This is a genomic window from Halomarina halobia (assembly GCF_029338575.1).
GTDB lineage: Archaea > Halobacteriota > Halobacteria > Halobacteriales > Haloarculaceae > Halomarina > Halomarina halobia.
Genome location: NZ_CP119994.1, coordinates 20998 through 42613, shown reverse-complemented (window position 1 = coordinate 42613; position 21616 = coordinate 20998). Strand labels below are relative to the sequence as shown.

Below are 21616 nucleotides of genomic sequence, written 5' to 3'. Positions count from 1 at the left end.
GAGGGGGGTGTGGGTGACCCTGCGATCCACGAGAGGCCGCGTCTCGAATCCGGCCTCCGGACCTCCGGATCGGCACCCCCGATTCCGACCGGATAACCTCCCTGTAACCCCCTCCCGACGACGGGAAGGCGCCTCTCGTCGGCTTCCGCGCCCCCGTTCGAGCGACGCGGGGCGGTCAATCCGATTTCGTGGATGTCCACGAACCGAAACCGTCTCTACACGGTTATTCTCGCGCTATTCTTTATATACCGAATCGGCGACTGCTATGTTTCTGATTAACGAAGTACGGACCGGGTATACGTCGGGGTAGAATGCCGGGATTGTGCGGCGCGCTCGGTTCGACCGGGTGCGACATCGACTGTCTACGGGACGGCCTCCAGTGGTCCGGCCGGGAGGTCGCCTTCGACGCGGAGGAGGGCGACGTCCGGGTGTCCGTCGCGGTCCACGCGAACGAGGCGGGCGAGCAACCCGCCCGCGCACCCGGGGGTGCGCTCGTCTGGCTCTGGGGGGAGGTCCGCGGGCACGACGGCCCGAACGGGTACGTTCCCGTCACCGGTCCCGACCGGGAGCGCCCCGCCGCCTACTGCGCGGACCTCTACGATCGCTTCGGGATGGAGTTCCTCGAAGGGGCGAACGGCACGTTCGCGGGCGTCGTCTACGACCCCCGACGCGACGCGGTCCACCTGTTCAGCGATCGGATGGGCTCTCACCCCGTGTACTACGCGCGAACGGGCGACGGCCTGGCGTTCTCCTCGAACGTGCAGTCGCTCGCCGTCGCGGTGAACGCGGCGTTCGAGGAGGCGTACCTCCCCGAGTACTTCACCACCGGGCGGATCTCCGGTACCCGGACGCCGTTCGTCGGCGTCGAGGAGGTTCCCCCCTCGTCGGTGCTGACCGTCGACCTCGCGACGGGCGACGCGGCGACGGAGCGCTACTGGACGCCGCGATACCGGCCGGTCGATCGGCCGTTCTCCGCGTTCGTCGACGCGTTCGTCGAGACCTTCGAGACGGTGATGGACGAGTACCTCGACGACGACCGCCGACACGGCGTCCTGCTGAGCGGCGGGAGCGACTCCAGGCTGTTGCTCGCCGGCGCGGCCGACCGGGATCCCGTCGCCTATCACCTCTCCGACTGGATGAGCGAAGAGGCGAACGTCGCCGAGCGCGCGGCGCACGCGGCCGACTGTCCCTTCGTCTGGCTCAAGCGCGACCGGGACCACCACCGGCGCTGCCTCGCGGAGAACCCCTCGATGATGCCCTTTTACGGGCGCTTCGACCAGGGGCACACGACCGGGTTCGAGGACCGACTCGCCGAGGAGGTGGACGTCCTCGTGAGCGGCCTCTACGCCGACGTGTTGTTCAAGGCCACGACGCTGCCCAACCCGACGGTCGACCTCGGCCCGCTGGGCGGCTTCACGCTCCCGGTCGAGCGATCCACGGATTCCGTCGAGGAGTACGTCGAGCGCGCCGCGGAGCCGCTCCCGCCGTTTCTCGATGTCCCGGTCACGATGGAGGAGGTCTTCGAGGCGAACGTCCGGGAGGCGGTCGGCGGCATCGACCACCACGGCGTGGTCTACCCGTCGCTGCGCGAACTCGTCTCGCTGCGGGAGTTCTACCCGATGTCGAACGACCCGGACCTGTTCTACTTCGGGCTGACGCAGTCGATGCCCCACTGGACGCCGTTCCTCGACAACCGGATGATCGACCTCGCGCTGCGCTTCCCGATCAAGTACCAGCTACGGCGCGACGTCGTGAACGAGGCCATCGCGCGCCTCTCGCCCGCGCTGGCCGACGTCCCGCACGCGAGCACGGGCGTGGGGCTCGACCGGTCGTTCGTCACCCAGTACGTCGGGAGGTACCTCACCTCGATGCGCCGTCGCCATCGGAGGGACGAGCCCGACGTTCCGTACTACTGCCACCGGCCGTGGGTCCACGGGCCGGAGCTGCTGCGCCACGACCGCTTCGCCATCGAGACCATCCTCGAGCGGCGCGACCTCATCGAGGCGCTGCCGTTTCTCGACTGGGGCGGCGTCCTGGACTGCTACCGCCGGCACGTCAACGGCGAGAACTTCTACTGGGAGCTGTTCATGCTCCTCGGATTCCTGGAGATGCCGGGCGTCGAGCGCCTGGCCGGCCTCCGGACGGCCGACCGTCCGGACTCGCCCCCGGGCGTCGACGTCGACATCACCTTCGAGGACGTGGCATGACCGGCCGAAACCTCACCACGCTGATCGTCGGTATCGACGCCGCGTGCGAGGAGGTGCTCGATCCGCTGTTCGAGCGCGACCTCCTGCCGAACCTGCAGTCGCTCGTCGAGCGGGGCGTGAGCGGCCCGCTCGAATCGCAGGTGCCGCCGTGGACGCCGAGCGCGTGGCCGTCGCTGTTCACCGGAACGAACCCGGGGAAGCACGGCGCGTACAGCTTCCTCCGGTACGACGGCTACGACTGGGACGTCATCGACGCGACGGTGCTCCGCGAGCCGGCGCTGTGGGACATTCTCGATCGGCACGGTCGCTCGAGCGTCGTGGTGAACGTGCCGGTGACCCATCCGCCGTCGGCGATCGACGGGGCGATCGTCCCCGGGTTCATCGCGCCCGAGTCCCCCGCCTGTCACCCCGAGGGGGTCCTGGAGGAACTGCGCGAGGCCATCGGCGGCTACCGCGTCTACTCGGAGGAGGAGTTCAACTCGCAGGCGGAGAAGGTCGCGAGGCACGTCGAGTACATGCGACTCGTTCGGATGCGGGGGAAGGCGTTTCGCTACCTCTGTGAGCGGTTCGATCCCGACTTCGGGTTCCTCCAGTTCCAGCAGTCGGACACGGTCGTCCACGACCTGCCCGGCGACCGCGACGAACTGCGGGCGGTCTACCAGGCCATCGACGTGCAGATCGGCCGCGTCCTCGACGAGTGCGATCCCGACACCGTCTTCGTCGTCAGCGACCACGGCATCGGGCCCTACTCCGGCATGGAGTTCCGGGTGAACGCCTTCCTCCGGGACCACGGCTACCTGACGACGACGCGCTCGGGACAGGGCCGCCCCTCGTGGGTCCCCATCTTCCACGATCGGCTCAACGAGGGGGACGACGGCGGCGACGGCGGCGTCGGGGCGTCCGCCGCCGCGACCGTCCTCGAGCGCGGGACGGCGCTCGCGGGGCGCGTCGGCGTCACGCCGGATCGGATGGTCGCCCTCCTGAAGCGGGCGGGTCTCGACGATCACGTCGCCCGCGTCGTCCCCGCGAGCCTCCTGCAGACCGCGGCGGGCGAGGAGCAGGTCGACTTCGCCAACTCGCGGGCGTACATGCGCCTGCCGGTCGAACTCGGGATCCGCATCAACCTGGCGGGTCGCGAGCCGGACGGGATCGTCCCGCCGGAGCGGTACGAGGCGCTCCGGGACGAACTCATCTCGCTCCTGAGCGGGGTGACCACCCCCGACGGGGCTCCCGTCTTCGAGCGCGTCGCCCGCCGCGAGGAGGTGTTCGAGGGGCCCGAAGTGGAGGACGCGGTCGACGTCGTCACCATCCCGGCGGACTACGATCAGTTCCCCTCCGCGCGCCTCGGGGCCGACACGTTCGGCCCGCCGAACGAGCCGTGGAACCACAAGCGCGACGGGATCGTCGTCGCCGCGGGGGAGGGCGTCGACGCGAGCGCGAGCGTCGCCGGCGCGCACCTCCTCGATATCGCCCCGACGGTGCTCGCCACCCTCGGGATCCCCGCCAGCGACCGCATGGACGGTCGGGTGCTCGATCCCGTCACGCCGGTCGGCGTGCGGGAGTACCCGCGCCCGACCCCCCGCGAGGAGCGGGACGGCGACTCGGAGTACAGCGTCGAAAACCGCCTCGTAGACCTCGGCTATCTCGACTGAGCGAACGTCGAACCGTCACACCGACCGCACTGACCGCATCGACCACACCGACCGCATCGAACGCATCCCATCGAATCACACCCCTGACAATGAGCATAGAGATCACCCGAATCGACGAATCGGACCGCGAGACGTGGAACCGCTGCGTGGAACAGTCGAACCAGACGAACCTCTTTCACCAGTACGAGGCCCTCGAACTCCTCGTCGCCCACTCGGGGGCGGACCTGACGCCCCTCGTCGGCTACAACGGCCAGGAGCCCGTGGGCATCATGCCCGTCTTCGAGGTCGAGCGCGGCCGCCGCTCGATCGTCAAGTGCCCGCCGTACATCCTGGAGAGTTTCCCGCTCGGCCCGGCGGTGTTGAACCTGGAGAAGATGAAGCGGCGACGCGCCGAGCGCTACCAGCGGCAGTTCGTCCAGGGCTGCCTGGAGTGGACCGAGGACGTCGTCGATCCCGACGCGACGTACGTCCGCCTCGGCGGGCGCTTCACCGACGTGCGGCCGTTCGTCTGGAGCGGCTACGACGCCACGCCGTACTACACCTACATCGTCGACCTCACGCCGGGCGAGGAGGCGGTCATGGCGGAGTTCAGCCGCGACGCCCGGAGCAACATCCGCAACACGGACGCCGACTTCGAGATCTACGAGGGCGGCGTCGACGAGATCAGGACGATCGTCCGACAGATCCGGGAGCGACACGACGAGCAGGACAAGGAGTACCGCGTCTACCCCGGGTTCGTCATCGACCTCTACGAGACGCTGCCGGCGGGGCAGGTCCGCCCGTACGTCTGCGAGTACGAGGGCGAGATCGTCTCCGGGATGATCACGCTCGAGTACGGCGACACGATCTACCGCTGGGAGGGCGGCGCGAAGTACGGCGGCGACATCCCCGCCGCGGACCTGCTCGACTGGCGCATCATGTGCGACGCGATGGACCGCGGCCTCGCGCGCTACGACCTCGTCGGCGCGAACATGCCGCGGCTCTGCAAGTACAAGGCCAAGTTCGGCCCCGAACCCGAGGTGTACTACAACATCGAGAGGAAGGCCTCGCTCGACTCGTTCACCGAGGGTGCCCGCGCGCTCGCCTCGGACGTGATCGGGCGGACGGCGGAGCTGCGAGAGCGGGTGAAGTGATCCGTCCGTGGGGTTAACGACCCTCCGATCTGGGTCGGACACTCCACCGCTTCACGTGAACGACGGCGATGAGGCGGCTGTATGCGCTAATCCTCAGCGACGTCAGCCAGACGTCAGACGCTCCTCGCTTTCGGTGAACGCGAACCAATTCACGGCTGGGGGACACCCCTCGTTTTCAGTGAAAGCCAGGGAAAGAGTGTCCCTCACTAGCCGCCAGCAGCTCTCGATTATCATATGATCAACTGTATGAGCAATGTATGTGGTATGGTAGCGTAAACCTACGCAAAGAGGCCTTGAGCCAACGGATTAGGGTTGGGAGATGGTACAGGCGCTTTCCATTTATGAGGTTATCCCGACGCGGTCGGGAATCCTCGCCGTCTACGGCGGGGAGGATGTCAAGTACTAACCGCTCTCTGGAGGTCAGAACCGAGACGCGATCCCAAGCGTTTCACTGAAAACCAGAGGTGTGGGATCAACCTCCGACACCCGTAGAATGTCGATCAGTACTATCGACGATACGCGCGGACGATGTCGGACCGAGTCGAACGTCTCCACACTACTACCGTGGCGCTTCACTCGAAGCGGTGGGGTGTCCCCGCGGTGGAGCACGGACGAGGAGGCGTCCGCACGCCCGCCCCGGTCGACGTATTCGGTCCTCTCCCCGCGACTATCCGCGCTCGGAGCGATTCGGCGCTGACGACCAGTCGCGTGCTATCACTATCTTGAACACTGCGATTGCGTTACACACCTGCCGGGGTGCCTCGGCGGGCGCATGCGCCTGCTGTAACGAGTATGCGGTCGCCGCCTCTATCCGACCTCGTGGGCATGACAGGCACACGAACTGAAGAACGCACCGACGAACGCACCGACGACATCGCGGACGCCGAAATCATCGAACTGAACTTCGCCGAGGAGCAACTGGCCGGCCTCGTGTCGGGGCTCCAGACGCGCGGCCTCGTCACGGAGGACGACGCCGCCGAGTTCTCGAACCGCGTCCAGACGCTCACCGACGAGCTTCGCGGCCGTCTGGTGGGTAGCTCGATCCGGTAGGACCGAACCCACCTCCGGCGAATCGAACCGACCGACCACCGACCGCAGGACACGTGTACATCGACTTCATCCGCGCCGACGCTCGGGCGAGGGACCCGACGACGGACGACCGCGCCGCCCGGAGCCGGAGCGGCCGAGAGCTGACCGTCGACGGGCTGGGCCCCGGCGATCGAATCGAACACGCCGACGGCCGCACGTGGCGCATCGTCGCCGCGTCGCCGCGCACCGTCCGCGTGCTGATGCCCGACGGCCGGCGATCGTGGATCCCCCGCGATAGCCTCCGTCGGCAACTCCGGGACGAACCCGTCTCGTTCGTCCCGAACCCCCGGCTCTGAGCGTCCGAACGCCGTCGGACGATCGGACCGACCTCGGCCAGCCGTCGGCTGGGACGGCCACTTATTTCTCAGCCGTTCGCGGTACGACTAACCAGTTAGAACGTAGAACGTATTGGGGCGTTATTATTTCAAATACATAATATCCGGATAAACGGATAGTTTTTTCTCCCATCGAACCCGCGTGACTACTGATACGCGGGCTGTCAGTCGCCGACGGCCAACCACCTTCGATCCGGGAAGCGCCCGCCTCGTCGTCCTTCACACGCATGAGCACGAACGCAGTCTTCGACGAACCGTCCCTCCGGGAGGGTGAGGTGTACGAAATACTACAGAACGACCGCCGTCGCCGCGCTATCGAACAGTTACGACGGCGCGGTCCGAGCGTCGAGGTCGCCACCCTGGCCGAGGCGATCGCCGCGGCCGAGACGGACGAATCGCCGGCCCCCCGGAACGTGCGACAGAGCGTCTACAACTCGCTGCACCAGTCGCACCTGCCCAGGCTCGCGCGGTGTGGCGTCGTCGAGTACGATCGTGAGCGAAAGGTGGTGACGCTCACCGAGCGGGCGACGACGGTCGAGCGGTACATGGGACTCGACCGGAACGCCGACGTGCCGTGGGAGACGGCCTACCTGCTCTGTGGCCTCGTCGGGTTCGGCGTCGTCACCGGCGCATACCTGGGACTCCCGGGGCTCGTGGCCGTCCCCGCCGTCGCGTGGTCCGGCCTCTTCTTCGCGCTCCTCGTCGGCGTCCGTCTCCTGCAGGAGGCGGACCGGCGGACGGGCGTCGTCTCCGCCCGCCTCTGATCGCTTCGCGCGCGATCGAACGAACGGGAGTGCCGAGACAGAACCGAGAGTGCCGGAGCCGAACCGGGTGGCGACGGGTCAGTCGCGCGCGAGTACGTTCACGCAGCTGACCGCGCCGGTGGCGTTGCGGCCGATGCCGATGTTGTGCTGGAGGCCGACCTCGGGGGCGTCGACCTGCACGTCGCCCGCCTCGCCGCGGAGCTGCTCGAAGATCTCGGCGAGCTGCGCGACGCCCGTCGCGCCGATGGGGTGACCCTTCGAGAGCAGCCCGCCGGAGGGGTTCACGGGCGTGTCGCCGTCGAGGTGGGGGTGACCCTCCTCGACGAACCGCCCGCCCTCGCCGTCGGCGCAGAGGCCGAGGTCCTCGTAGGTGATGAGCTCCGTGATGGAGAAGCAGTCGTGGACCTCGGCGACGTCGACGTCGCCGGCACCGATCCCCGCCCGCTCGTAGGCCTGACTGGAGGCCTGCCGGGTCGCCGGGAAGTTCGTCAGCGCGAGGTCGTCGCCGCGCTGGAACGAGTCGGCCGAGAGGCCCCACCCGGCGTGGCGGATCGGGTCGTCGGTGAACTCGCGGGCGCGGTCCTCGCTCGCGAGGAGCACCGCGCACGCCCCGTCGGTGACCGGACAGCAGTCATAGAGGTTGAGCGGGTAGCTCACCGTCGGCGACTCGCGGACGTCCTCGACGGAGCACTCGAACTGCTGGTGGGCGTAGGGGTACTTCACGCCGTTGGCGTGGTTCTTCACCGACACCTCGGCGATCTGCTCGCGGGTCGTGCCGTACTGGTCCATGTGGCGGGTCGCGCGCATACCGAAGTACGCGGGCATCGTGACGCCCCGCCCGCGCCAGAGGCGCTCGAGCGCAGCGCTCCCGATGAGCCCGGCGGTGTCGTCGAGCATCTTCTCCGCGCCGATGACGAGCGCGACGTCCGCCGCGCCGGACTGGACGGCCAGCGAGGCGTTTCGGAAGGCGTCGCTGCCGGTCGCGCAGGCGTTCTCGACGCGCGTGATGGGCGTCTCGAACAGCCCGGTCGCGTGCGCGAGCGCCGCCCCCGACGATCCCTCGCCCGCGATGTCGATGGTGCCGTACCACGCGGCGTCGATGTCGCTCGGGGCGACCCCCCCGTCTACGCCGTCGAGGAGGTTCAGGTACGCCTCCTCCAGCATGTCGTCGAAGGACTTCTCGTACAGCTCCCCGAACTCGATGATGCCCGAGCCGACGACGTAGGCGTCCCGGGTCATCGCCCGTCACCCCCGTCCCTCCCGCCGGCGTCGGTATTCGCTCCGCCGCCGCCGCCCTTCGTCGCGCGCGGGACGCCGAACTTGAAGGAGTTGATCGGCCGGGAGCCGTCGGCGAACAGTTCCCGGAAGCGCGCCTCGACCTCGGTGCCGACGTCGATCTCCTCCAGGTGCGTCTCGGTCAGCAGGCCGTACGCCCGGGCCGACTCGCCGCTCCCGTCGACCTGGGGGAGGTCGACGATGGCGACGGGCTGTGGCGTCTCGATGTCGTCGGGGAGGTACTGCTGGACGACGAAAGTCTTGATCTCGCCGCGCTCGGCCAGTTGCACCGCCTCGAAGTCCGCGGGCGCGCTGCCGCAGCGCTTGCACGTGCGCTTCTCTTCGGGGAACGACACCCAGCCGCAGTCGCGGCACTCGAAGCCGACGAGGCGCTGGTCCTGTCGCTTCGTGCGCTCGTAGCGCGGACCGCTCACGCGCGGTTCACCCCCTGGTACTCGACGGGTTCGCGGTACTCCAGGTGCTTCGCGTAGGTGACGTACTCCTTGGCGTCGAGCAGTTCGGCGACGGTCGGGCCGCCCCGACTCGCCTCGTCTCCCTCGACGTCCCCGCCCCGCTCGACCCTATCCCCGACCTCGAACGCGACGGCGTCCGCGCCGCCCGCGCCGTAGCAGACCGCGAGCGCGGGCGTCCCGGGCTCGGAGGTCTCGAGCAGGTGTGCGAGATCGAGAAGCAGGGAGGCCGTTCCGGCCGAGCCGACGGCGTCGAACGTGCTCACGTGCTCGGCCTCGACGCCGCCGAGGACGGTCCGAGCCAGCCGGGCGTCGGGGGCGCAGGCGACGGCCCGGGCGGGAGATTCCGCCGCCGCGAGCGCACGCTCGACGGCGGCCTCGGCCGCCGGGCGCGCGCCGTACCGCCGCTCGAAGCGTGCGTCGCCCCCGACCGCGGGCTCGCCGTGCTCGCGGTGGCGCTCGACGAACCCCGTGGTCTCCTGGCCCCACCCGGTGAGCGTCGCGGCGGGCGCGTCGTCGTCGGCCGTCGCGGGAGTGTCCGTCGCGTCGGCGTTCGCACCGTCGTCGGCGAGGACGACCGCCCCCGCGCCGGCACCGGCGGACGCCTCGCCGTCGTCGCCCGGCTCGGCCGGGAGGACGTCGCTCGCGACGACGAGCGCCCGCTCGCCGGTCGACTCGACGAACGCGCGGGCGGCGAACAGCGCGTCCGCGGCCGCCCGCGGGGTCGCCCGGAAGTCGCCCGTCCGCACGTCGCCGGTCGCGTCGAAGCGATAGGCGACGTGCGCGGCGATCCCGTGCTCCGCGAGCGGATCGGTGACGCTCGCGGCGAAGACCGCGCCGAGGTCACCCCCGTCGAGGTCGGCCCGCGCGAGCGCCGTCCCGGCGGCCTCGCAGGCCATCGTGACGTGGTTCTCGTCGCGCGCCGGGACGGCGCTCTCGCCGCGGCCGGACCCGCCGGCCTGCGCCGCGACCGTCTCGCGTTCGATGCGGTAGAGGGGGACGTAGCCGCCGCACCCGGCGATTACGACCACGTTCCACCCCCGCCGAACTGCCTGCGTCGTGATGACATACCACTGGTAGCTTACCAGCGAGTCAGTAATAGTTTCTGGTGATGGCGGTTTGCTCCGCGCCGACGGCGACTCGCGTCGCCGCGCTTCCGGACTGGAACCTGCCGGACTGGACCCTCCGACTGAGTTCCTGCCGCGCGGGAAGTTCCGGTGTTCGCGCCGCGGAGGACGTCACCGATACGTCAGTACGTCTAGTCCGTCGATCCGTTCGAAGTGGTCGTCGTGGGCGATCAACGGAACGTCGAGGGAGCGTGCGGTCGCGGCGATGTACGCGTCGGCGGTCTTGATCGACGTCCCTGCGCGCATGCGATCGGCCTGGAGCCGAGCGACCTCGATCGAGATCCCGTGGGTGATCGGCTGCGGGGTCGTCCAACCGAACCGGGCGACGGCCTCCTCGGTGGTGTAATCCCCGAGATAGAACAGTCCCGTATAGGCCTCCGCCAGCGCGGGCGTCGGCGCGTAGTAGACGTCCGCCCCGTCGTCCTCGAAGAACGCGCGGGCGGCGGGGTGGCCCTTCGCGAAGTCGATCAGAAACGACGTGTCGACGCATCTCATGCGTCGTCGATCTCCGGTTCGTCATCGGTCACTCGCTCGTCGTCGGCCCCCTCGCGTCCCAGCGGTTCGAGCACGTCCCCGAACAACGAGTCGGTCGTCTCCATCTCCTCGCGGCGGCGGCGCATGACGGCGTCGTACTCCTCGGCGAGTCCCTCCCGCTCGGCGAACCCGATGTGGGTTCGCCAGTCGGCGTTCTTCTCGGCGGTCAGTCGATCGACGAGGTCGCTGAAACTCTCGTCGTCGCGCTTCAGCGCCCGCAGGCGTTCGTACGCGTCTTCGCGAATGGTCAGCGATTTGGTCGCCATAGGTGTACACGTAGACGTACGTTCGTAACGTGCATAAGTTCGTCGTCGGCCGAACGGCTATACCGCCTCGACAGCACGAGCACGATGACCGCCCTCAACCGGCGGATGACCGACGAGCTGTTCGACCTCGCCGTCTCGCTGCACGAGGACGACGCCCGCTGTCTCGCGCTCACCGGGACGGACGGCGGACTTCCGCGAGGGCCTGCGCTCGTTCGGCGAGGGCCGGGAGCCGGAGTTCGAGGGGCGATAGCGTCGACCCGCCGGGTAGAAGAACCCCCCAGGCGAGCGTGGTGAAGGCCGGGCCGTCGGTGCACGACTTTTCGCCGACCCGAGGCGGCTCTCCGTGCCTCAGAATCGAGGATGCGATCGACTCGCAGGTCACTATCGCGATCATCGTTATTCGGATAATGACGTCGTGGTATCGGGCCGACGAACTCGACCGACTGCTCTCGCCGTAGGAGGGACGTCCCGGTCGCGCGGATCGGACGCGATCACGCACCGCGCCCGGCCGCGCGAGACGCTAACGCGGACCGAAGCTCACTTGACCTCCTCCGCCGACCTACCGCACCGATGGAGTACTACGAGGACATCGAGGTCGGCGACGTGACCGAGCACGGGAGTCGGACGGTGACGAAGGCGGAGATCGTCGAGTTCGCCACGCAGTACGACCCCCAGTCGTTCCACGTGGACGAGGAGGCGGCCGCCGAGTCGCCCTACGGCGGGCTCATCGCGAGCGGGTGGCACACCGCGTCGCTGTGCATGCGGATGCTCGTCGATAGCGTGCTCGGCGAGCGGGCGGGCATGGGCGCGCTCGGAGTGGACGAACTCCGGTGGTACCGCCCCGTCCGCCCCGGCGACACGCTCTCGATCGAGACCGAAGTTCTCGAGAAGCGACCCTCCGAGAGCGACCCCTCGCGGGGCCACGTCAGGAGCCGGGTGACGGGCTACAACCAGGACGGCGAGGAGGTCATCTCGTGGGTCGGGCTGGGACTCGTGGCGCGACGCGAGGCCGGCGAGTGAGCCGCTGGGTTGGGAGAAAACACTGATCTCCTGCGAGGCGTTCGTCGAACGCGTCCTGCTCGAACCGGATGGGGGAGGACCGACGGTCAGTCCGCCGCCGAGATGTCCCGCCCCCCCTCGACGTGGACCAGTTCCTCGACCGGCGGTAACTCCGCCTCGGCGTCGGTGATGATCTCGATGCGGCGGGTCAGCTTCTCCGCGGCGTACTCGACGAGCGGCGTCGAGTCGACCTCGCCCTCCTCGTACTGGACCGTCCCGGCGACGTGGCCCATGAGGTCCTGAAGGGTGGTCTGAACGACGTCGGGATCGACGCCCTCCTCCTGGACGAGCCGGCGCACCTCGTGCATGCCGAAGCCGACGTGTCGCCCCTCGTCGCTGCGGACGCGGGTGACGCCCTCGATGAGGCCCTCCAGGTGGACGGGTTCGCCCGCGACGTCGAGGTCCGCGCCGGCCGGCGACCAGGAGGACTGGATGCCGTAGTATCCGGTCTGGGCGAGGACGCTCTCCACGACGAGGTGGTAGTGACAGTACGCCCGCGCGCGGTTCTCGGGCGTGTCGTCGGTGAGCAGGCGCTCCATCGCGTCGGCCGTCTCGTCGAACAGCGCGACGTAGTCCTCGTTGAAGTAGCGCTGGTCGGTCGGGTTCGTCACCTCGAAGCCGCACGCCTCGGCGACCGGGTTGACCACCTCGCGCCAGTAGCGGTCGAAGAACTGGGTGTGCTTCGCCTCCTCGTAGAGCTGCGAGGTGAGGAACAGCTGCTTGTCGACGTCCCTCGTCACCATGAGCAGCGGCGCGAGGTCCTCGGTGACGGCCTCCTCGCCCGCGCCGAACAGCGCGAGCGTCCGGCGCAACCCGTCGAACTGCCCCTCGGTCTGCTCGCGGGCGATCAGCCGCTCGCGGTCCTGCTCGAGCAGGGCCTGCGGAACGTCCTCGTAGGGGTCCCAGTGGCGGTAGACCGCGTTGCGGAAGTAGCCCCCCGCGAAGGAATCCGGATCGAGGCGCATCTCTCGGCTGGCGTCCCGAATCTGCGTCATAGTTCGTGTTAGTTTTTGCCTACCGAACGAATAGGTCTATCGCAACTGTTGACAACTTGAGTCGAGTGGTTCGCTAGCGATATCCGCGTCCGGTCCCCCGATCTCGGTCTCGGGGCCGGACGCCTCACCCGGACCGGAGCAGCGAGCGCGCCCGCTGGACGTAGCTGTTCGTCTCCCAGCTCCGACCAGCGGCGATCAGATCGAGGAGCGTCGAGGCGTCCTCGACGGTGAGCCGATCCGTCCGGACGAACATCGAGAGCAGCGTGGGGGTCGTCACCTCGTACGCCGCCGCGCTCCGGGACAACACTTAATCCCTGCGTTTCGGTAACAGATTCCATGCGACTCGAGGACGTCGGCGACGACGCTCGGCACGGAAACGTCGCGCGGCTGCACGACGAGACGGTCTCCCGCCACGGCGACGCGCTCGCGGTCGAGATGCACGGGCGGACGCTGACGCACGCCGAGGTGGGGGCGGCCGCGGCGCGGTTCGCCGGCGGCCTCCGCGACCTCGGGCTGGAGCCGGGGGACGCGCTCCTGCTCTACCTCCCGAACTGCCCCCAGTACCTGCTCGCCTCGCTCGGGGCGTTCCGCGCCGGGGTGGTCGTCTCGCCGGTCAACCCGCAGTACAGGGTCCGCGAGCTGAGCTACCAGCTGGATGACGCCGACGCGCGGGCCGTCGTGACCCCTCCCGCGCTCCGCGAGACGGTGACGGAGGCGCTTGCGGAGACGGGCCGGGAGCCGGTCGTCGTCACGGTCGGCGGGGGGACGGAGGCCGTCGACGGGGGATCAGGAGTCCCCGAGGGCGACGTGTCGTTCGAGGCGGTGGCGGGCGAGCCGGTCCTGATCGAGCGCGACGACGACGACGTGGCCCTCCTGCCGTACACGAGCGGGACGACCGGCCGGCCGAAGGGCGTCGAGCTCACCCACCGGAACCTCCGCGCGCAGACGTTCACCTACCTCACGGGGGCGCTCGACGACCTCCCCGACGAGGAGGTGCGGAGCCTCATCTGGCTCCCCCTCTATCACATCACGGGCTTTATCCACACCGCCTGGCAGCCGCTGATCCGGGGCGGCGCGCTCTACCTCCGCAGCCCGGCGAACTGGGACCCGGACGCGGCGATGGAGCTGATCGAGGAGGCGGGCATCACGCACTTCGTCGGCGTCACCGCGATGTACGTGGACCTGGTGAACGCGGACACGTTCGGCGAGCGCGACCTGCGCAGCCTGGTGCAGGCCGCCGAGGGGGGCGCGAAGATGTCCGTCGCCGTCCAGCGCGAGTTCGAGGCGGTCGCGGGCGTCGAGATGGCGGAGGGGTACGGCCTCACCGAGACGAGCGGCGCGACCCACTCCCAGCAGGGATCGACCTACGGCCCCAGACGCGGCACCGTCGGCCAGCCGCTCCGGACGACCGACTGCAAGCTGGTGGACGACGACGGTGAGGAGGTGGCGGTCGGCGAGGCGGGCGAACTGCTCGTGCGCGGTCCGCAGGTGATGCGCGGCTACCACGACATGCCGGAGGCGACCGCCGCGGCGTTCACCGAGACGGGCTACTTCCGCACCGGCGACGTCGCCCGGCGCGACCCGGAGAACTACTACGAGATCGTCGACCGCAAGAAGCACGTGATCGTCTCCGCCGGGTACAACGTCTACCCGAGCGAGGTCGAGGAACTCCTCCACGAACACGACGCGGTGGCGGACGCCGCCGTGGTGGGCGTCCCCCACGAGCGGCGCAACGAGGTGCCGATCGCCTACGTCGTCCCGCGCCCCGGCGTCGAACCGGGCGCGGACGTGACCGCCGAGGACCTGAAGCGGTACTGCCTCGACGCCATCGCGGCGTACAAACACCCCCGTCGGGTGATCTTCCTCGACGACCTCCCCCGGACGGCGAGCGGGAAGGTCCAGAAGTTCAAGCTGGAGGGGCGCGACGACGCGGCGGCGGGCGACTCGGGTGGGATCTGACGGGCGCTCGCTACCCCCGAACCGTCCGGCAGGTCACGTCGAAGTAGTCGCGGTAGAACCCCCGGTCGAAGGTGAGGAGCGCGTCGACCGTCGCGGCGTGCGCGCCGATTAGGAAGTCCGCGGCGACGTGCTGACGAGCGGTGATCGACGCGTCGCAGTCGGGACACTGGAACGTGGTCTCGTGCCCGCACTCGCTGCACTGGAGCTCCTCCCCCCGGCGGTCGAGGTATCGCTGGAACGCCTTCCCGGCCTCGAACTGGGCGGCCCGCGGGAGTTCCTCGACGGCGATGCCCGTGTCGTCGAGGAAGTCGTCGAGGTCCGATCGCGAGCCGAAGAACGGGTCGGCGGCCAGTTCCGCGTAGACGACGGGGTTTACCAGGAGCGCCCCCTCCTCGGCGGCTTCCCGCAGGAGCGTCGCCGCCGCTCGGTTGTGCTCGTCGTCGGGCGAGAGGAGGGCGATCAGCGCGCTGGTGTCCACGACGGTCCGCGTCACGGACGTTCTCCGCGGAGTTCGCGCATACGCTCCTCCACCGTCGCTTCGGTGTCGGCCGCACCCCGCCACCGCTCGAAGCGGCTCTCGTCTACCTCCTTGCGGATGACGTACCCCTCGTCGGTCTCCTCGAAGGCGACCTCGTCGCCCGCTCGGATCCCGAGCCGCTCGCGGATCTCCTTCGGGATCGTGACCTGTCCCTTGCTCGTGACCCGACTCATGATAATACGTACTTAGTATTACGCAATAATCCTTACCCCCTCCGCCGCGTTCGGTTCGCTCGTCGGCCGCGTCGTCGGCGAACGGTGGCGTCGTTCGCCGTCGCGGGTTCGACGGTGAGCTATTTACCCCCCGCACCGGTTCGAGGGGTATGCACGAGGAACTCGACGCGGCCATCGCGGCGTTCGACGAGGAGACGGGCGTCGGCAGCATCACGCTGAACCGACCTGACGCGCTGAACGCGCTCAACGGGCAGTTGCGCGCCGACATCGAGGCGGCGTTCGAACGCTTCCGGGAGGTGGACGACGAGGCCGACGGCGCGGCGGTGCGCGTCGTCGTGATCGAGGGCGCGGGCGACCGGGCGTTCTGCGCGGGCGCGGACGTGAACGAGTTCTCGGGGGACGGCCCGGCGACGAACGCCTCCCGACCGGTCCAGGAGATCGTCGAGGACTGCCCGGCCCCGGTCGTGGCGAAGATCGACGGCTACTGCCTGGGCGGTGGGTTCGAACTCGCGCTGGCCTGCGACCTGCGCTACGCGAGCGAGTCGAGCCGCCTCGGCCTCCCGGAGGTCGATCTGGGGATCATCCCCGGCGCAGGCGGCGTCCAGTACGTCGCCCGCCTCGCGGGGCCCGCCGTCGCCCGCGAACTGGCCATGACGGGCGAGCACGTCCCCGCGGCCGAGGCCGCCGACCTGGGGCTGGTGAACGACGCCTTCGCGGACGACGACTTCGAGGCGGAGGTCGCGGCGGTCGTCGAGACGCTCGCGGCGAAGCCGCCGCTCTCGCTGCGGGCGATCAAGGAGTCGGCGCTCCTCTCGACGCAGGTCGGGCTGGCGGAGGGGCGGCGGTACGACCGGGCGCGCTTCCCCCGCCTGCTCGCCACCGAGGACCACGCCGAGGGCGCGCGCGCCTTCCGCGAGGACGACTACGAACCGGAGTTCGTCGGGAGGTAGTCGCAGTCGCGCCCCGAACCGAGTCCCCGTCTCGCCCTCGGTCGCCCGTCCGTGAACTGGAACGACGGCCCAACGCCTATTCGACCGTAGCGCGTCCGGGCGACCATGGCCGACCCTTCGCGCCCGTCGACGCGACGACGGTTCCTCGCCGCGCTGGGGACCGTGGCGAGCGCCGGACTCGCTGGCTGTTCGAGCGTCCTCCCCGGACTGTCCGCCGGATAGAACGGCACGACCGGCACGAACGGTACGAACCGATCCGCCGAGGTGAACGCGACGGGTCGGTCCGTCGGGGGCCCTACGCCCACGTCTATCGGGAGAGCGTCGCGGGGGTCGTGCTCGTCCAGCGGGGCGAGGGCCAGGGAAGCGGCTTCGTCTACGACGGGGAGGGGCACGTCGTCACGAACGCCCACGTCGTCGGGAGCGCCTCGTCGGTGAACGTGCAGCTCAGCCGCGACGACTGGCGCGCCGGGCGGGTCCTCGGCCGCGACGTCCCGACCGACCTCGCGGTCGTCGCCGTGGAGCGAATGTAAACCGTTATGGTCGGCGTTCTGCCATCCAAGAACGATGGATTCGGACATCGCGACCGCCCGACGACTCACCCTCGGGATGAACGTCACGCTGGTAGTGGCGATCCTGGCCGTGGTCGCCGGCGTCGTGCTCGGCGAGCCGCCGCTGGTGCTCGCGACGCTCGGGCTGTTCGTGGTCGCCCTCGTCGGATACGTCGTCGGCCACGTCACGCTCCACCGCCGCATCGCCGCCGAGAACCCGAGCGCCGTCACGAACGACGGGACGGTGGCGTCCGCCCTCGGGCTGATCCGGGTGAACCTCCTGCTCTACGGCGGGTTCGTCCTGCTCGTCGTCGCCCTCGCGGTCACGCAGGGCTACGGGGTCTGAGGACCGCTGAGGGCGGTAGCTTCCCCGCTCGCCGTCGCGAACGGCGGACCGACCCGCCGGCGCCGACGGGGAGCGCCCCGGTCAGCGCCGTCGCGCATCGAGACTGTTCGGCAAAAGTATAGGAGACACAACACTTCTCTCGACCGCCGTGTTACGACCGGCGCATGTACCGACGCATCCTCATCCCGACCGACGGCAGTCGCGAGGCGGCGCGGGGGGTGGAACACGGGCTGGCGCTCGCCGAGGAACACGGCTCGGACGTTCACGCGCTGTTCGTCGTCGACGAACACGTCCACGGCGACACGCCGGCGCTCGGCAGCTTCGAGCTCGCGATCGAGGAGATCGAGGAGGAGGGCTGGCGGATCGTCGAGGGGATCGGCAGGCAGGCCGAGGGGCGGGACCTCGACGCGGAGTGTCACTGCGTCCGCGGCACTCCCGACCGGGCCATCATCGACTACGCGATGAGAAACGACGTCGACCTCATCGTGATGGGCAAGCGCGGCGCGTCGGGGGTCGAGCCGCCGCACATCGGTAGCGTGACCGATCGTGTCCTGCGACTGTCGCGGGTTCCGGTCCTCCCGGTCTGATCCCGGAGCGATCGGCTAGTCGGTCGAGTCCTCCGGCGCGTGGGTCGTCAACACGGGTACGGTCGACAGGCGAACGACCTTCTCGGCGACGCTGCCGATGAGCAGCCGATCCAGGCCCCTCCGCCCGCGAGTCCCCATCGCGATGAGGTCGACGTCGTGTTCGTCCGCGTACTCCAGGATCTCCCGGTGGGGCGCGCCGTAGGCGATCTCCGGGGGGGCCGTCTCAACGCCGGCCTCGGCGGCGCGCTCGACGACCGCCGCCGTGGCGTCCTCGCCCACCCCTTCGAGCGCCTCGTCGACGTACGTCGCCGTCACGTCCGCCGGGAGCGAGGTCGTGTCCACGACGAACAGCGCGTGGATCGTCGCGTCGTACTGTCGGGCGAGGTCGATCGCCAGCTCCGCGGCCGCCGTCGATCCCGTACTTCCGTCGGTCGGTACGAGGATGTGCTCGTACATACCTACCACAATCGCTCCGACGAGGGATAACACGTACCCCTGTTTCGACGGGTGTCGTTCGACCGCCGGCGGTCGAGCGAAACCGACGGGCGCGTACGAATCCCGGTTCCACGGCCGTCGAGGTGTATAATCGCCCCGTGTAATCGATCAACCGCTCCGATACGTGACCATACCCCTCGAAACAGGTTTGGGTTTGTCCGGTACGCTCGTGGTGCCCGACGACGCACTCCCGGCGTGTCCGCGGTGGGACGACCCCGAGCGTTGCGCGTTCTGCGGCGCGTGATCGAGGGACGGCGGTCCGGGCTTCGTCGACCACGTCGAGGCCGACCCCTGGTGTCGAGAGCGGTTCGACGGCTGGCGCGAGCGAGTGGGTGGGGACATGACCGGCGAGTCGTCCGGCCCAGGGCGGCGCGCCTTGATTATCCCGGGCGGCGAAGCACACGCCGAGACGTCCATGTTCAACAACATCCTCGTGCCGACTGACGGGAGCGACACGGCGGAGGCCGCGCTCGAACACGCCATCGACCTCGCCTCGCGCGCCGACGCCGTGATCCACGTCGTCTACGTCGCCGACGTGACCGTCGCCCGCGGCGGGCCGATGCTCGACCTGCTGACCGAGGAGGGACAGCGCGCGACGAAGGAAGCCGCCTCCCGCGTCAGCGGGGCGGGCCTGTCGGTGACGCGCGCGGTCGTCGAGGGGAAGCCGTCGCGGGCGATCCTCGAGTACGCCGACGAGGCGCGGATCGACCTCATCGTGATGGGAACCCACGGTCGAACGGGACTCGATCGGCTGTTCATGGGGAGCGTCGCCGGGCGCGTCGTTCGCCTCGCGAAGGTCCCCGTGCTGACGATCAGGCGGCCGTGACGCGACTCAGTCGGCGTACAGCGAGTAGGTGATGACGCCGAAGCCGACGGCCGTGAGGGCGCTCTCGATGAGCAGGACGGTGTCGGAGTCGAGGCCGAACCCCTGGTGGGCGGCCCCGGCGAGGAGCGACCCGAAGGTGACGATGGCGAACCCGACCGAGAGCGCCGCGAGCGCCCGCGCCCGCGTGCGTCGGTACGCCTTGAACGCGAAGTAGGTGATGACGCCGCCGAGCACCAGCGTCAGGGTCTTGAACGCGACGACGAGGGTGGCGAACTCGGCGGTCATCGCGCTTCCTCCGTACCTCGCCCCACAGCTGTTCCAGGCGCTCGTCGGGGGTCGACGGCCGCTCGATGGTCACGGCCAGCCGGCGGTCCTCGCTCAATCGGATGACGACCTCCTCGAAGTCGCGTCGGTAGCGGGTCGTGTGGTGGCCGTCGCGTCGGATCTCCGTCTCCTCCGCGACGAGCGAGGCCTCGCTCAGGTCGTCCAGCTTCCGGTAGGTCGTCGAGAGGGGGACGTCGCACGTCTCCGAGAGTTCGCTTGCCGTCATAGGTTGGTCCAACTCCACGATGATGCGCTGGCAGGTCGCGTCGTCGAGGGCGTCGAGGACCGCCTGCATCTCCGAACCGTCGTCGTGTGGCCGCACCATCTCCATCTGACAGTCCTCGAAGGGGACGTATAGCCCTGTCTCTCCGTCGCTCCCACGTTTCACCACCGTTATATACTTGTCAGATCAACCGCCATCGACGGGCGGGATGTTAGTACGACGATAACGACAGTCCGAACCGGGCGTCGGTCGCCGGACGAGATGGCCGCCGCCGCGCCCGTCGGCGTTCGGTCCGGTCCCGGCGGCACCGTACCGACCGCGCGGCCGACCCGTACCCCGCTTCGGCCCTCCTCTCCCGATCAGCCCGCCGTCGTCGTCGTCGGCCGCCGCGCCACCCGTACCAGCAGAGCCACGATCGGAAGGACCAGCGCCGCGCCGACGGCGAACGGCGACCACACGGCGACGGCGGCGTACAGCAGCGCCATCGCGGGCGGTCCGACCGTCCGACCGAGGCTCGCCGCCCCCTGTGTCACGCCGAAGGCGCTGCCCTGTGTCTCCTCCCCCGTACTCGTCGAGACGAGCGTGGCGAGCGAGACGTTGAGAAGGCCGTTGCCGAACGAGAGGCAGGCGAGGACGACCAGCAGCGCCGCCAGTTCGGGCGTCAGGGGCGACGCCAGCGCGAGTCCGCCGAAGAGCGCGCGACCGAGGGCGGGCGCGCCCGGGATGCCCGCCAGCGCGAGCGCGAGGACGCCCGCGCCCACGAGCGCGAGCAGCCGGTCGTCGTAGCGCCGCGAGAGGCGACCGACGAGCACGCCCTGGTTGACGACGCCGAGGACGCCGACGTAGGTCAGGAGCGCGGCCGCCTGCGACGCGTCGTAGCCGTAGATGTCCGCGACGAACGGGATGAACATCACCTGGACGCCCGAGAAGGCGAGGGAGACGAGGAAGAACGCGACGACGAGGTCCCGGAGGCCGGGCGTCGAGAGCGCCTCGCGGAACTGCGCGACGAACGTCCCGCCGCGGGCCGCCGCCCGGGTGCGCTCCGGTTCCTCGAGGAAGAGGTACGCGAGGAGGAAGCTGGTGAGGCTCAGTCCGGCGGCGGCGAAGCTCGGCAGCGAGAAGCGCGTCGTCGGGACGAACGACGGGAGGAGACGGTCCGCGGCCGAGACGACGGCGTCGCTCGCGAACGCGCCGCCGATCGCGGGACCGAAGATGAACCCGAGGGCGAACGACGCGCCGACGAGGCCGAGCGCCCCGGCGCGGCGCTCGCGAGGGGTGACGTCGGCGATGTACGCCTGCGCGGCGGCGATGTTCCCGCCCATCGCCCCGGCGAGCATGCGCGAGCAGAACAGCGTGGCGACGGCACCGACGACGCCGAGCAACGCCTCCGCCTCCCCCGCGAGGCCGAAGACCGTCCACGCGACGGCGCTCCCCGCGAGCGAGAGCATGAGGACCGGCCGCCGGCCGCGCTCGTCGGAGACGCGGCCGAGGACGGGCGCGAGGCCGAACTGCATGAGCGAGTAGGAGGCCGCGAGTAGGCCGATGAAGACGTCGCTCACGCCGAAGCTGCGGACGTAGAACGGGAGGATGGGGATGACGACGCCGAACCCCAGCAGGTCGACGAAGACGATGACGACGACGGTCGCGAGGGCGCGGCGGGGCGATCTGACCGCGGCCGTGGCCGTCGCCGCGCGCGGCGCGCTCATACTATCTAGAGCGGCGAGAACGACCTAACGGTTGT

25 protein-coding genes and 3 pseudogenes are annotated in these 21616 nt (G+C 69.6%); 15 read left to right on the top strand and 13 right to left on the bottom strand.

Features of this window, described 5'->3' with window-relative positions:
- Positions 1 to 311: 311 nt before the first annotated feature.
- The 6 genes from P1K31_RS21040 to P1K31_RS21015 all read left to right on the top strand — a co-directional run bounded on the left by P1K31_RS21040 (position 312) and on the right by P1K31_RS21015 (position 7180).
- A complete protein-coding gene (locus tag P1K31_RS21040) occupies positions 312 to 2207 on the top strand; it encodes an asparagine synthase-related protein (RefSeq protein WP_276306824.1) in 1896 nt (631 codons plus the stop codon).
- Positions 2204 to 3859 carry an alkaline phosphatase family protein gene (locus P1K31_RS21035; RefSeq protein ID WP_276306823.1) on the top strand — a complete coding sequence of 552 codons (1656 nt, stop codon included), beginning with the start codon at positions 2204 to 2206 and terminating at the stop codon, positions 3857 to 3859. Before P1K31_RS21040 ends, P1K31_RS21035 begins: the two co-directional genes overlap by 4 nt.
- An 89-nt stretch (positions 3860 to 3948) precedes the next feature.
- Complete coding sequence (locus P1K31_RS21030; protein ID WP_276306822.1) at positions 3949 to 4992, top strand: lipid II:glycine glycyltransferase FemX; 1044 nt, start codon at positions 3949 to 3951, stop codon at positions 4990 to 4992.
- Between the two features lie 825 nt (positions 4993 to 5817).
- The gene (locus P1K31_RS21025) at positions 5818 to 6042 is read left to right on the top strand and encodes a hypothetical protein (RefSeq protein ID WP_276306811.1); all 225 of its coding nucleotides are present in this window, start codon (positions 5818 to 5820) and stop codon (positions 6040 to 6042) included.
- Positions 6043 to 6095: 53 nt separating this feature from the next.
- Positions 6096 to 6377, top strand: coding sequence for a hypothetical protein (locus tag P1K31_RS21020; protein ID WP_276306810.1), 282 nt, complete (start codon positions 6096 to 6098; stop codon positions 6375 to 6377).
- A 266-nt stretch (positions 6378 to 6643) separates the two neighbouring features.
- Positions 6644 to 7180 carry a DUF7344 domain-containing protein gene (locus tag P1K31_RS21015; protein WP_276306809.1) on the top strand — a complete coding sequence of 179 codons (537 nt, stop codon included), beginning with the start codon at positions 6644 to 6646 and terminating at the stop codon, positions 7178 to 7180.
- A 78-nt stretch (positions 7181 to 7258) separates the two neighbouring features.
- Here the strand turns inward: P1K31_RS21015 and P1K31_RS21010 are convergent, their stop codons facing one another.
- From P1K31_RS21010 to P1K31_RS20990, 5 genes are all read right to left on the bottom strand, one after another.
- Entirely contained in the window at positions 7259 to 8419 is a 1161-nt protein-coding gene (locus P1K31_RS21010) for a thiolase C-terminal domain-containing protein (RefSeq protein WP_276306808.1), read from the bottom strand.
- Positions 8416 to 8889 (bottom strand): Zn-ribbon domain-containing OB-fold protein, encoded by a 474-nt coding sequence (locus tag P1K31_RS21005; protein WP_276306807.1) that lies wholly within the window; start codon positions 8887 to 8889, stop codon positions 8416 to 8418. Before P1K31_RS21005 ends, P1K31_RS21010 begins: the two co-directional genes overlap by 4 nt.
- Complete coding sequence (locus P1K31_RS21000) at positions 8886 to 9956, bottom strand: hypothetical protein (RefSeq protein ID WP_276306806.1); 1071 nt, start codon at positions 9954 to 9956, stop codon at positions 8886 to 8888. The genes P1K31_RS21005 and P1K31_RS21000 overlap by 4 nt, the downstream gene beginning before the upstream one ends.
- Positions 9957 to 10163: 207 nt before the next feature.
- Positions 10164 to 10547 (bottom strand): PIN domain-containing protein, encoded by a 384-nt coding sequence (locus P1K31_RS20995; RefSeq protein ID WP_276306805.1) that lies wholly within the window; start codon positions 10545 to 10547, stop codon positions 10164 to 10166.
- Positions 10544 to 10852, bottom strand: a complete 309-nt coding sequence (locus P1K31_RS20990) for an antitoxin VapB family protein (RefSeq protein ID WP_276306804.1) — start codon at positions 10850 to 10852, stop codon at positions 10544 to 10546. Before P1K31_RS20990 ends, P1K31_RS20995 begins: the two co-directional genes overlap by 4 nt.
- An 84-nt stretch (positions 10853 to 10936) precedes the next feature.
- Here P1K31_RS20990 and P1K31_RS20985 point away from each other — a divergent pair, with 84 nt between their 5' ends.
- Together P1K31_RS20985 and P1K31_RS20980 are read left to right on the top strand one after the other, a co-directional pair.
- The gene (locus P1K31_RS20985; RefSeq protein ID WP_276306803.1) at positions 10937 to 11146 is read left to right on the top strand and encodes a hypothetical protein; all 210 of its coding nucleotides are present in this window, start codon (positions 10937 to 10939) and stop codon (positions 11144 to 11146) included.
- Between the two features lie 276 nt (positions 11147 to 11422).
- Positions 11423 to 11872, top strand: coding sequence for a MaoC family dehydratase (locus P1K31_RS20980; protein WP_276306802.1), 450 nt, complete (start codon positions 11423 to 11425; stop codon positions 11870 to 11872).
- A gap of 86 nt (positions 11873 to 11958) precedes the next feature.
- Here P1K31_RS20980 and P1K31_RS20975 read toward each other — a convergent pair whose 3' ends face one another.
- The gene (locus P1K31_RS20975; protein WP_276306801.1) at positions 11959 to 12906 is read right to left on the bottom strand and encodes a ferritin family protein; all 948 of its coding nucleotides are present in this window, start codon (positions 12904 to 12906) and stop codon (positions 11959 to 11961) included.
- A gap of 124 nt (positions 12907 to 13030) precedes the next feature.
- Positions 13031 to 13183: pseudogene (locus P1K31_RS20970) on the bottom strand (hypothetical protein); the annotation flags it as partial.
- Positions 13184 to 13242: 59 nt separating this feature from the next.
- On the opposite strand from P1K31_RS20970, the gene P1K31_RS20965 reads away from it, so the two are divergent.
- A complete protein-coding gene (locus P1K31_RS20965) occupies positions 13243 to 14865 on the top strand; it encodes a class I adenylate-forming enzyme family protein (RefSeq protein ID WP_276306821.1) in 1623 nt (540 codons plus the stop codon).
- A 10-nt stretch (positions 14866 to 14875) separates the two neighbouring features.
- Here the strand turns inward: P1K31_RS20965 and P1K31_RS20960 are convergent, their stop codons facing one another.
- Positions 14876 to 15358 (bottom strand): type II toxin-antitoxin system VapC family toxin, encoded by a 483-nt coding sequence (locus P1K31_RS20960; protein WP_276306800.1) that lies wholly within the window; start codon positions 15356 to 15358, stop codon positions 14876 to 14878.
- Positions 15355 to 15576, bottom strand: a complete 222-nt coding sequence (locus tag P1K31_RS20955; RefSeq protein ID WP_254547401.1) for an AbrB/MazE/SpoVT family DNA-binding domain-containing protein — start codon at positions 15574 to 15576, stop codon at positions 15355 to 15357. Before P1K31_RS20955 ends, P1K31_RS20960 begins: the two co-directional genes overlap by 4 nt.
- Positions 15577 to 15725: 149 nt before the next feature.
- On the opposite strand from P1K31_RS20955, the gene P1K31_RS20950 reads away from it, so the two are divergent.
- The 4 genes from P1K31_RS20950 (at position 15726) to P1K31_RS20935 (ending at position 18007) form a co-directional block, all read left to right on the top strand.
- A complete protein-coding gene (locus tag P1K31_RS20950) occupies positions 15726 to 16526 on the top strand; it encodes an enoyl-CoA hydratase/isomerase family protein (protein ID WP_276306799.1) in 801 nt (266 codons plus the stop codon).
- A 332-nt stretch (positions 16527 to 16858) separates the two neighbouring features.
- Positions 16859 to 17056 carry a trypsin-like peptidase domain-containing protein gene (locus P1K31_RS20945; protein ID WP_276306798.1) on the top strand — a complete coding sequence of 66 codons (198 nt, stop codon included), beginning with the start codon at positions 16859 to 16861 and terminating at the stop codon, positions 17054 to 17056.
- 34 nt (positions 17057 to 17090) lie between these two features.
- Positions 17091 to 17420, top strand: a complete 330-nt coding sequence (locus tag P1K31_RS20940) for a hypothetical protein (protein WP_276306797.1) — start codon at positions 17091 to 17093, stop codon at positions 17418 to 17420.
- Positions 17421 to 17584: 164 nt separating this feature from the next.
- Positions 17585 to 18007 carry a universal stress protein gene (locus tag P1K31_RS20935; protein ID WP_276306796.1) on the top strand — a complete coding sequence of 141 codons (423 nt, stop codon included), beginning with the start codon at positions 17585 to 17587 and terminating at the stop codon, positions 18005 to 18007.
- 15 nt (positions 18008 to 18022) lie between these two features.
- On the opposite strand, the gene P1K31_RS20930 is transcribed toward P1K31_RS20935, so the two are convergent.
- Complete coding sequence (locus tag P1K31_RS20930; RefSeq protein WP_276306820.1) at positions 18023 to 18463, bottom strand: universal stress protein; 441 nt, start codon at positions 18461 to 18463, stop codon at positions 18023 to 18025.
- A 301-nt stretch (positions 18464 to 18764) separates the two neighbouring features.
- Here P1K31_RS20930 and P1K31_RS22185 point away from each other — a divergent pair.
- Together P1K31_RS22185 and P1K31_RS20925 are read left to right on the top strand one after the other, a co-directional pair.
- Positions 18765 to 18851: pseudogene (locus P1K31_RS22185) on the top strand (DUF7501 family protein); the annotation flags it as partial.
- Positions 18852 to 18917: 66 nt separating this feature from the next.
- Complete coding sequence (locus P1K31_RS20925; protein WP_276306794.1) at positions 18918 to 19328, top strand: universal stress protein; 411 nt, start codon at positions 18918 to 18920, stop codon at positions 19326 to 19328.
- A gap of 6 nt (positions 19329 to 19334) precedes the next feature.
- Here the strand turns inward: P1K31_RS20925 and P1K31_RS20920 are convergent, their stop codons facing one another.
- From P1K31_RS20920 to P1K31_RS20910, 3 genes and pseudogenes are all read right to left on the bottom strand, one after another.
- A complete protein-coding gene (locus P1K31_RS20920) occupies positions 19335 to 19613 on the bottom strand; it encodes a DUF7521 family protein (protein WP_276306793.1) in 279 nt (92 codons plus the stop codon).
- A 4-nt stretch (positions 19614 to 19617) separates the two neighbouring features.
- Positions 19618 to 19977 (bottom strand): annotated as a pseudogene (locus P1K31_RS20915) (helix-turn-helix domain-containing protein); the annotation flags it as partial.
- Positions 19978 to 20234: 257 nt separating this feature from the next.
- Positions 20235 to 21581: an MFS transporter gene (locus P1K31_RS20910; protein WP_276306791.1), complete on the bottom strand. Its 1347-nt coding sequence runs from the start codon at positions 21579 to 21581 to the stop codon at positions 20235 to 20237.
- Positions 21582 to 21616: the final 35 nt, after the last annotated feature.